The sequence below is a fragment of the Streptomyces sp. NPDC002701 genome (genome assembly GCF_042889045.1).
Classification (GTDB): domain Bacteria; phylum Actinomycetota; class Actinomycetes; order Streptomycetales; family Streptomycetaceae; genus Streptomyces.
This window is the reverse complement of record NZ_JBIAQL010000014.1, coordinates 89,331-100,337: the sequence shown is the minus strand read 5'-3', so window position 1 is coordinate 100,337 and position 11,007 is coordinate 89,331. Positions and strand designations below refer to the sequence as shown.

The following is an 11,007-nucleotide window of genomic DNA, read 5'->3' as shown; positions in this document are numbered from 1 at the left end:
GGGTCAGTTGTCGCCGAGCGCGAGCTGTACGAGATCGTCGACGTTCAGCTCGGCGATCGCCGTCTCCTCGTCGGTGTCGTCCGGTGCGCCGGCCGCTGGTTCGCCGTCGCCGAGGGCGGCCAGCTTGACCAGGGCGTCCATCAGTCCGGCTGCCCGGAAGCGGGCCAGCGGGAGCGATACGAGTGCGCGTCGCAGTCGTTCCTCGTCCACGTCCGGGCCGGTCTCCGTGCCGTCGCCGGCCGGGAACAGTTCGGTGTGCAGGTGGCGGGCGAGAGCCTGCGGGTTCGGGTAGTCGAAGACCAAGGTGGCGGGGAGCTGCAGACCCGTCGCCTCCCGCAGCCGGTTGCGCAGTTCCACGGAGGTGAGCGAGTCGAAGCCGGTGTCCTTGAACGCCGTGTCCGCCCGGACCCCGTCCGGTCCGGCATGTCCGAGGACGACCGCCGCCCGGGTGCGTACCAGGTCCACGAGGACCTTCTCCTGTTCGGCGGTGGGGAGCCCGGCGAGGCGCCGCAGCAGCTCGCCGTTCTCGGCGCCTCCCGTCCGCGCCAGTTGCCGGCCGGCGCGGACCAGGCCGCGCAGCAGGTGCGGCACTCCCCCGCCGCCGGCGGCGGCTTCGGCCCGTACGCCGCGCAGGTCCAGCTTGGCGGGGACGAGGAGCGACAGCGAGGTTCCCATCGCGGCGTGGAACAGTTCCATGCCCTCCTCCAGGGGCATCGCCCGGAGGCCGCCGCGGCGGTTCATGCGGGAGCGGGTGAGGTCGTCGGTGCCGGCCGCCATGCCGCTGGTCTGCTCCCACAGACCCCAGGCCAGCGAGAGCCCCGGCAGGCCCGCCGCCCGGCGGACCGCCATCAGCCCGTCCAGGAAGGCGTTGGCCGCCGCGTAACTTCCGCTGCCCGCGCCCATGAAGACCGCCGACACGGAGGAGTAGACGACGAACGCGTCCAGGTCCAGGCCGCGGGTGAGCTCGTCGAGGTGCCGTACGGCGTCCACCTTCGGCGCGAACACCCTCGCCAGGCGCTCCGGGGTCAGCGTCCCGACCACTCCGGCGTCCAGGACACCGGCCGTGTGGACGACCCCGCGCAGGGGGTGCTCGTCGGGCACCGACGCGAGAAGCGCCTCGACCTGCCCACGGTCGGACACGTCACAGGCCACGACCGACACGGCCGCCCCCGCTTCGGCGAGTTCCGCGACCAGCTCCCGCACGCCCTCGGCGTCCGGGCCCCGGCGACTGGCCAGGACCAGACTCCGTACGCCGTACCTGGCCACCAGGTGCCGGGCCGCCAGGCCGCCCAGCGAGCCGGTGCCACCCGTGATGAGGACCGTCCCCTCCGGGCCGAACACCGGTGCCGTGTCCGCGAGTCCGGCGTCGGCGGCGCGGGCGAGGCGGGGTACGGAGAGAGCCGTGCCGCGTACCGCGACCTGCGGCTCGTCGCCGGCCAGTACCGCCCCCAGTACGGGGACCACTCCGTCGTCGGAGGCCGGGTCGGCGTCGATCAGGACGATCCGGTCGGGGTTCTCGGCCTGCGCGGCCCGCACCAGCCCCCACACCGCCGCCCCGGCCGGATCCGTCACCGCACCATCCGCGCCGCCCGTGGCATCCGCACCGGCGGGCACCGCGCCCCGGGTCGCCACGACCAGGCGCGACTCCTCAAGGCCGTCCGTGGACAGCCACGCCTGCACCACGTCAAGGACCCTGGAGGTCAGCGCGAGCACCGCGTCCTGTCCCTCCCCGCCGATGGCCTGCACCACCGCCACCGCCGGGACCTCGGGGCCCTGGGCCAGGGCCGCCACGTCCTCGGCCAGGGCCACCAGCGCCCATGTCGGGGCGGGCACGGCACCGGGTGCCTGGGGCAGTTCGGTCCAGTCCAGCCGGAACAGCGAGTCGGCGTGCGCCGTGTCACCGGACCGTGCCAGCTGCTCGGCGGACAGCGCCCGCAGCACCAGCGAGTCCGCCGACACCACCGGGCCACCGGTCTCGTCGGCCGCCTCCAGTGACAGCGCCGGCGACGGCCCCGACGGTGACGAAGACGAGGGTGACGCGGTGTCCGGCCCGCCGGGCAGCAGCCGTACCCGCAGGGCCGAGGCACCCGCGGCATGCAGTACCAGGCCGCTCCAGTCGAGCGGTTGCCGCGGCGCGGCGCCGTCCGCCGACGGGTCGGCGCCACCGACGGTGGCGGCGTGCAGGGCGGCGTCAAGCAGGGCGGGATGGATACCGAACCTGTCGGCGTCCTTGCGGTGTTCCTCGGGCAGGGCGACCTCGGCGAAGACCTCCTCGCCGCGCCGCCACACGGCACGTACCCCTTGGAACGCGGGCCCGTACTCGTACCCCTGCCCGTGCAGGCCGGAGTAGAAGTCACCGGTCTCGACGGCCTTCGCGCCGGGCGGCGGCCACGCCGTGAAGTCGAACGCGCCCCCACGGGCCGAGGCGGCCGGGGCCGACAGGTGTCCGGTGGCGTGCCGCGTCCAGGTGTCCCGGTCGCCTGTGGCGTCCTCACGCTGGGAGTAGATCTCCACAGTGCGCGAGCCGTTCTCGGCCGGGCCGCCCACGACGACCTGGACCCGCACCCCGCCCTGCTCCGGCACGATCAGCGGCGCCTCGACCGCCAGTTCCTCCAGCACTCCGCACCCGGCCTCGTCACCGGCCCGGACCGCCAGCTCCACCAGGCCGGTGGCCGGGAGGAGCACCGTGCCGTCGATTACGTGATCACCCAGCCAGGGGTGGGACTTGAGCGACAGGCGCGAGGTGAAGACGAGCCCGTCGGAGTGCGGCAGCTCGACGACCGCGCCGAGCAGCGGATGGTCGGCCGCCGTCTGCCCCAGCGACGCCGCGTCGGTGACGGCCTGTGCCGTGTGCAGCCAGTAGTGCTGGTGGTCGAAGGCGTACGTCGGCAGGTCGAGCCGCGCCGACGTGGCTCCGGCCGGGAGTACCCCGGTCCAGTCCACCGGTACGCCGCGTACGAACAGCTCCGCCATCGAGGCCAGCAGCCGTCGCAGGCCGCCGTCCTCACGGCGCAGGGAGCCGGTCACCACCGTGCTGACGTTGCTGTCGCTGCCGTCGTCGATGATCTCGGTGATCGGCTGGACCAGCACCGGGTGGGCGCTGACCTCGACGAACGTGCCGTGACCCTCGCGGATCAGCTCGGCGACAGCCGGGCCGAACCCCACCTGGCCGCGCAGGTTGCGGTACCAGTACCCGCCGTCCAGAACACCGGTATCCCCGACCCAACTGCCCGTGACCGTCGAATAGAACGGCACCATCGGTGCCTGAGCCTCGATACCGGCCAGGGTCTCGGCGAGAGCTTCGCGGATGTCCTCGACATGGCGGGTGTGGGACGCGTAGTCCACGGCCACGCGCCGTACGCGGACTCCATCGGCGGCCAGGGCCTCGAGAACCTCGTCCAGGGCTTCGGCGTCACCGGCGACGACCACCGAGGACGGACCGTTGACCGCCGCCACCTCCACCCGATCCGCCCACCGTTCAAGACGGGCGACCGCCTCACTCTCGTCGAGGGCGACCGACGCCATGCCGCCGCGCCCGGCGAGCTGTTCGGCGATGGCCTGACTGCGCAACGCCACCACCCGCGCCGCGTCCTCCAGCGACAGCGCACCCGAGACACACGCGGCGGCGATCTCGCCCTGCGAGTGACCGACGACCGCGTCCGGCAGCACACCCACCGACGACCACACCGCCGCCAGACCCACCATCACCGCGAAGCTGGCCGGTTGCAGCACATCCACCCGCTCCAGCAGCTCAGCATCGGCCTCACCACGCAGCACGTCGAGGAGCGACCAGTCGATCCACGGCTCAAGCGCCGCCGCGCACTGCGCGATCCGCTCCGCGAACACCGGCGACGTATCCAGCAACTCCCGGCCCATACCCGCCCACTGCGAGCCCTGACCGGGAAACACCCACACCACCCTGCCGGGCGCCCCGGCACCGGCACTGCCCACGACGACACCCGGCGCACTCTCACCACGCGCCAGCGCCCCCAGCCCGCTCAGCGCTTCTTCGTCCGACCCGGCCACCACCACCGCACGCTCACCGAACAGCGCACGGCCGGACACCAACGCCCCGGCCACGCCCGCCGACGACACCCCGTCTGTGCCCTCGATGAACGCCGCGAGCCGACCCGCCTGCCCCGCCAGCGAACCCTCACTGCGCGCAGACACCACCAACGGCACCGCACCCGCGGATGCCGACGGCACCACGTCACCCGACACCGACGGCCCGTCCACGACAGGCGGCTCGACGCCGTCTTCCAGGGCCTCCTCCAGGATCAGGTGCGCGTTCGTCCCGCTGATGCCGAACGAGGAGACACCGGCCCGGCGCGGACGACCGGTGTCGCTCTGCCACTCCCGTGCCTCGGTCAGCAGCTCGATGGCGCCGTCCGACCAGTCCACCCGGGACGAGGGCTCTCGCACGTGCAAGGTGGGCGGCAGCACGCCGTGCCGCAGCGCCTGCACCATCTTGATCACGCCCGCCACACCCGCGGCGGCCTGCGTGTGCCCGACGTTCGACTTCAACGACCCCAGCCACAACGGCCGCTCCGGGTCACGGTCACGGCCGTACGTGGCCAGCAGCGCCTGCGCCTCGATCGGATCGCCGAGGACCGTACCGGTTCCGTGGCCCTCCACGACGTCCACGTCCGCCGGTGACAACCCCGCACTGGCCAGCGCCTTACGGATCACCCGCTGCTGCGAGGGCCCGTTCGGAGCGGTCAGGCCGTTGGACGCCCCGTCCTGGTTGACCGCGCTGCCCCGCAGCACCGCGAGCACCTTGTGGCCGCGCTCCCGCGCCACCGACAGGCGCTCCAGGACGACCACACCGACGCCCTCGGACAGTACGGTGCCGTCGGCGTCGTCCGCGTACGCCTTGCAGCGGCCGTCGCCCGCCAGGCCCCGCTGGCGCGACATGCCGAGGACGCCGATCGGCGATCCCATCACGGCGACGCCGCCGGCCAGTGCCATGGAGCACTCGCCCTGCCGCAGTGCCTGCGCGGCCAGGTGCATCGCCACCAGCGACGACGAGCACGCCGTGTCCACGGTGACCGCGGGGCCCTCGAAGCCGAAGGCGTACGACACCCGGCCCGACGCCACACTTCCCGCGGTGGCGGTCGTGACGAAGCCTTCGAGTTCGGCGGGCATGTTGCTCAGGGACTCGAGGTAGTCGTGGATGGAGACGCCGGAGAAGACGCCGATGTTGTCGCCCCGGGTCGTGGTCGGGTCGACGCCCGCCCGCTCCAGGGCCTCCCAGGAGGCTTCGAGGAGCAGCCGCTGCTGCGGGTCCATGGCGAGGGCCTCGCGGGGCGAGATCCCGAAGAAGCCCGCGTCGAAGAGGCCCGCTCCTTCCAGGAAGCCGCCCCGGGTGGCGGACGAGGTGCCCGCGCGGTCGGTGTCGGGGTCGGTGTCGAAGAGGCGTTCCAGGTCCCAGCCCCGGTCCTCGGGGAAGGCGGACATGCCTTCGCGGCCCTCCCGCAGCAGGCGCCACAGGCCGTCGGGGCCGGTCACGCCGCCGGGCAGCCGGCACGCCATGCCGACGATCGCGATCGGCTCGTCGGGGTCCGCGGCGGCTGCCGCGGCGGTCGCGGCGGTGGTTCCGGCGGCCGTGTCGGCCGCCGCCGTGTCCCCGAGTTCCTCGCGCAGGTAGCGGGCCAGGGCCACCGGGGTCGGGTAGTCGAAGATCAGGGTGGCGGGGAGTTTCACGCCGGTCGCCGCGCTGAGCCGGTTGCGCAGTTCGACGGCGGTCAGGGAGTCGAAGCCGATGTCGCTGAATCCGCGGGTGCCCTGCGTCAGTTCGGGTCCGGTGAAGCCGAGTACGGCGCCCGCCTCGGCCTGGACGACGGAGAGCAGCACGCTCTCCTGTTCGTCCCGGGGCAGCCCGGCGAGCCGGCGGACCAGGGCACTGCTGTCTCCCGCGGCCGCTCGCGCCGCGCGCCGGCCGGCACGTATCAGGCCGCGCAGCAGATGCGGGACTCCCCCGCCGTCCGCGGCCTGGTTGCGCAGCGTCCGCAGGTCCAGCTTGATCGGCACGAGGAGGGCCTGTCCCATGTGCAGCCCGGTGTCGAGGATGTGCAGGCCCTCGGCGGGGGTGAGTGCGAGGACACCGCCGCGGCTCATCCGGGCCTGGTCGACGGCGCCCAGGTGCGCGGTCAGTCCGGTGCTCTGTTCCCACAGGCCCCAGGCCAGGGACAGGCCCGGCAGGCCCGCCGCGCGGCGCTCGGCCATCAGCCCGTCGAGGAAGGCGTTGGCGGCGGCGTAGTTGCCCTGGCCCGCGGACCCCATGAGGGCGGCGGCGGACGAGAACACGACGAAGGCGTCGAGGTCCAGGTCCCGGGTCAGTTCGTCGAGGTGGCGCACCGCGTCCACCTTGGGCGCGAACACGCCCGCGAGGCGTTCCGGGGTGAGCGTCGCGATGACTCCGTCGTCCAGTACGCCGGCCAGGTGCACCACGCCGGTCAGGGGGTGCTCGTCCGGTACGGAGGCCAGCAGTGCCTCGACGTCGGCGCGCCGGGACACGTCACGGGCGACGACGGAGACCGCCGCGCCCCGGCCGGTGAGTTCGGCGACCAGTTCCGGTACGCCCTCGGCGTCCGGGCCCCGGCGGCCGGCCAGGACGAGGTGCCGTACGCCGTGCCGGGTGACCAGGTGCCGGGCCACCAGCGCGCCCAGGGAGCCGGTGCCGCCCGTGACCAGGACGGTTCCCTCCGCTGCGAAGACGTGCGGGGTGTCGGGGGCCTGGCCGGTGACACGGGCGAGGCGGGGTGCGGAGAGGGCCGTACCGCGGACCGCGATCTGCGGCTCGTCGCCGGTCAGCACGGCACCCAGTACGGCACCCGGTACGGCAGCCGGCCCATCGGCGGCGGCAGCGACAGCGGCACCGGTGTCACGGCCGGTGGCCGGGTCGGTGTCGACGAGGACGATCCGGTCCGGGTACTCGGCCTGCGCGGCCCGCACCAGTCCCCACACCGCCGATCCGGCCGGGTCGGTCACCACGCCGTCGCCCGCCGGCACCGCACCGCGCGTCGCCACGACGAGCCGGGACTCCTCAAGGCCGTCAGCGGCCAGCCACGCCTGCACCACCGCGAGGACCCGGGAGGTCAGGGCGAGTACCGCGTCGGGTCCCTCGCCGCCGACGGCCTCCAGGACCGCCGCCGCCGGCGCCCCGGCGCTCCGGGCCAGGGCCGTCACGTCCTCGGCCGTGGCGACCGGCGCCCACGTCGGTGCGGCCACCGCCCCCTGTGCCGGGGGCAGTTCGGTCCACTCGACGCCGAACAGCGCGTCGTGGCCGTCGTTCGCCGCCGCGGCGTCCAGCTGGTCGGCGGAGACCGGCAGGGACACCAGCGAGTCCATCGTCAGCACCGGCTCGCCGGTCTCGTCGGCGGCCTGGAACGACAGCGCGTCCGGGCCGCACGGTGCGACCCGTACACGCAGCGCCGAGGCACCCGCGGCGTGCAGGACGAGGCCGTTCCACGCGAACGGCAGCACCTTGCGGTCGTCGTCCGGGTTCGCGAGGGCATTGGTGTGCAGGGCCGCGTCGAGGAGCGCCGGGTGGATGCCGAACCTGCCGGCCTCCTCGCGCTGTTCGTCGGGCAGGGCGGCCTCGGCGAAGACCTCGTCGCCGCGCCGCCAGACCGCCCGCAGGCCCTGGAACGCGGGCCCGTAGGCGTAGCCGCGCTCGGTCAGGTCTCCGTAGAAGTTCTCGACGTCGACCGGCTGTGCGCCCGGCGGCGGCCAGGCGGCGAAGTCGAAGTCCGTCCCCCGGGCCGCCGGTGCGGCCGACAGGAGTCCGGTGGCGTGCCGTGTCCATCCGTCGGCGCCGCCGTCGTCGGCGTCCTCGCGCAGGGAGTACACGTCGACGGTGCGCAGGCCGTTCCCGCCGGGTCCGCTGACCGCGACCTGGACGCGCACCCCGCCGCGCTCGGGCAGCACCAGCGGTGCCTCGATCACCAGCTCTTCCAGGACTCCGTAGCCGAACTCGTCGCCCGCGCGGACGGCGAGATCGACGTACACCGTGCCCGGGACGATGACGACACCGCCGATCGCGTGCCCGGAGAGCCAGGGGTGTGACTGCAGCGACAGGCGTGAGGTGAAGACCAGGCCGTCGGACTGCGGCAGTTGCACCACCGCGCCGAGCAGCGGGTGGTCGGTCCCGACGAGCCCCAGGGACGCCGAGTCCGAGCCCGAGCCGCCCATGCGGAGCCAGTAGTGCTGCTGGTCGAAGGCGTACGTCGGCAGGTCGACGCGTGCCGGCCCGGTCCGGACGGGCAGCGCCCGGGCCCAGTCCACGGGTACGCCGCGGACGAACAGCTCGGCCATCGAGGCCAGCAGGCGGCGCAGACCGCCCTCCTGGCGCCGCAGCGACCCGGTCACGACCACGTCCGCGGCGCCGACGCCCCCGTCGGTGTCGGTGTCGGTACCCGTGCCGGTGTCGTAGAGGATCTCCGTGATGGGCTGCACCAGTACCGGATGGGCGCTCACCTCGACGAAGGCGCCGTGGCCCTCGCGGACCAGTTCGGCGACGGCGGGGCCGAAGCCGACCTGGCCGCGCAGGTTGCGGTACCAGTAGCCGCCGTCCAGGACACCGGTGTCCTCCACCCAACTGCCCGTGACCGTCGAGTAGAAGGGGGTCGTCGGCACCTGGGCGTCGATGCCGGCCAGCGCGTCGGCGAGGGTGTCACGGATCCGCTCCACGTGCCGGGTGTGCGAGGCGTAGTCCACGGCGATCCGCCGCACCCGTACGCCCTGGTCCTCCAGGGTGTCGAGGGCCTCGTCCAGGGCCTGGGCGTCACCGGCGACGACCACCGAGGACGGACCGTTGACGGCCGCCACCTCCACGCGGTCCGCCCACCGCTCCAGACGGGCGAGCGCCTCGTCCTCGCTCAGCGCGACCGACGCCATGCCGCCACGCCCGGCAAGCTGTTCGGCGATGGCCTGGCTGCGCAGCGCCACCACCCGCGCCGCATCCTCCAACGACAGCGCACCGGACACGCAGGCGGCGGCGATCTCGCCCTGCGAGTGGCCCAGCACCGCGTCGGGCTCGACACCCACCGACGACCACACCGCCGCCAGTCCCACCATCACGGCGAAGCTGGCCGGTTGCAGCACATCCACCCGCTCCAACAGGCCGGGGTCGGCCTCACCCCGCAGGACGTCGATGAGCGACCAGTCCACCCACCGTTCCAGGGCATCCGCGCACTGCGCGATCCGCTCCGCGAACACCGGCGACGTATCCAGCAACTCCCGGCCCATACCGGCCCATTGAGAGCCCTGACCCGGGAACACCCACACCACCTTGCCGGGCGTATCCGCACCGGACACGACACCGGGCGCGCTCTCGCCCGCGGCGAGCGCCCGCAGTCCGGTGAGTGCCTCCTCTTCGGAGCCGGCCACGACGACCGCACGCTCCCCCAGCACCGCACGGCCCGTCACCAGCGCGTCGGCGACGTCCGTCAGCGACGCCCCGCCGGCGCCGGACTCCAGGAACGACACCAGCCGTTCCGCCTGCGCCGCCAAGGACGCGGCGGTTCCCGCGGAGACCACCAGCGGCACCGCGTCGGCGGGCGCGACCCCCTGCGCGACCTCCTGCGCGGGTCCTTGCGCGGACCCCTGTCCGGCGGGCCGCGTCCGCTCCTGCGGGGCCTCCTCCAGGATCAGGTGCGCGTTCGTGCCGCTCGCCCCGAACGAGGAGACACCGGCCCGGCGCGGACGGCCGTCGCGCGGCCACTCCCGTGTCTCGGTCAGCAGTTCCACCGCGCCCGCCGACCAGTCCACCTGCGGGGTCGGCGCGTCCACGTGCAGGGTCGCCGGCAGCACCCCGTGCCGCAGCGCCTGCACCGTCTTGATGACACCGGCCACGCCGGACGCCGCCTGCGTGTGCCCGATGACGGACTTGACCGAGCCGAGCAGCAGCGGCTTCCGCGGGTCACGGCCCTGTCCGTACGTGGCGAGCAGTGCCTGTGCCTCGATCGGGTCGCCGAGGACCGTGCCCGTGCCGTGGCCCTCCACCGCGTCCACGTCGGCCGGGGAGAGTCCGGCACCGGCCAGAGCCTTGCGGATGACCCGCTGCTGGGCGGGGCCGTTCGGTGCGGTCAGGCCGTTGGACGCGCCGTCCTGGTTGACGGCGCTGCCGCGGAGCACCGCGAGGATCTGGTGGCCGCGCTCCTGGGCCACCGACAGCCGTTCCAGGAGCAGGACGCCCACGCCCTCCGCCCAGCCCGAGCCGTCGGCGCCTGCGGCGTACGACTTGCAGCGCCCGTCGAAGGCCAGGGCACGCTGCCGGGCGAAGCCGACGAACCCGCCGGGCGTGGCCATCACCGTGGAGCCGCCCACGAGTGCCATCGAGCACTCACCGCGGCGCAGTGCCTGCGCGGCGAGGTGCGTCGCCACCAGCGAGGAGGAGCACATGGTGTCGACGGTGACCGCGGGTCCTTCGAGTCCGAGGGTGTAGGCGATGCGCCCGGAGGCGACACCGCCCGCGGTGCCCAGGGCGCGTTCCAGGCTGAGGAAGTCCTCGTGGCCGCTCAGGTCGGGGGCGTAGTCCTGGTGGACCATGCCGGCGAAGACCCCGATGTCGGTGCCCCGCACCGAGTGGGGGTCGATGCCCGCGCGTTCGAGGGCTTCCCAGGACACTTCGAGGAGCTGGCGTTGCTGCGGGTCCATCGCGAGGGCCTCGCGGGGCGAGATGCCGAAGAACGGGGCGTCGAAGCGGCCCGCGTCGTGGAGGAAGGCGCCCTCGCGCACGTAGGTGGTGCCCGGGTTGTCGGGGTCCGGGTGGTAGAGGCCCTCCAGGTCCCAGCCCCGGTCCTCGGGGAAAGCGGTGTAGACGTCGGCGCCTTCGGACACCACCCGCCACAGGTCCTCGGGGCTGCGGATCCCGCCGGCGTACCGGCAGGCCATGGAGACGATCGCGAGAGGCTCCGTGGCCGCGGCCGCGAGCTCGCTGTTCTCCTGCTGAAGCCGAGCGTTCTCCTTCAGCGAGGCTCGCAGTGCCTCGACAACCTGCTCGTC

General features: G+C 74.0%; 1 pseudogene. It reads right to left on the bottom strand.

Annotated features, from left to right (window positions below):
- Positions 1 to 3 precede the first annotated feature (3 nt).
- A pseudogene (locus ACFYXC_RS29490) lies at positions 4 to 10,995 on the bottom strand (type I polyketide synthase); the annotation flags it as partial.
- Between the last annotated feature and the right edge of the window lie 12 nt (positions 10,996 to 11,007).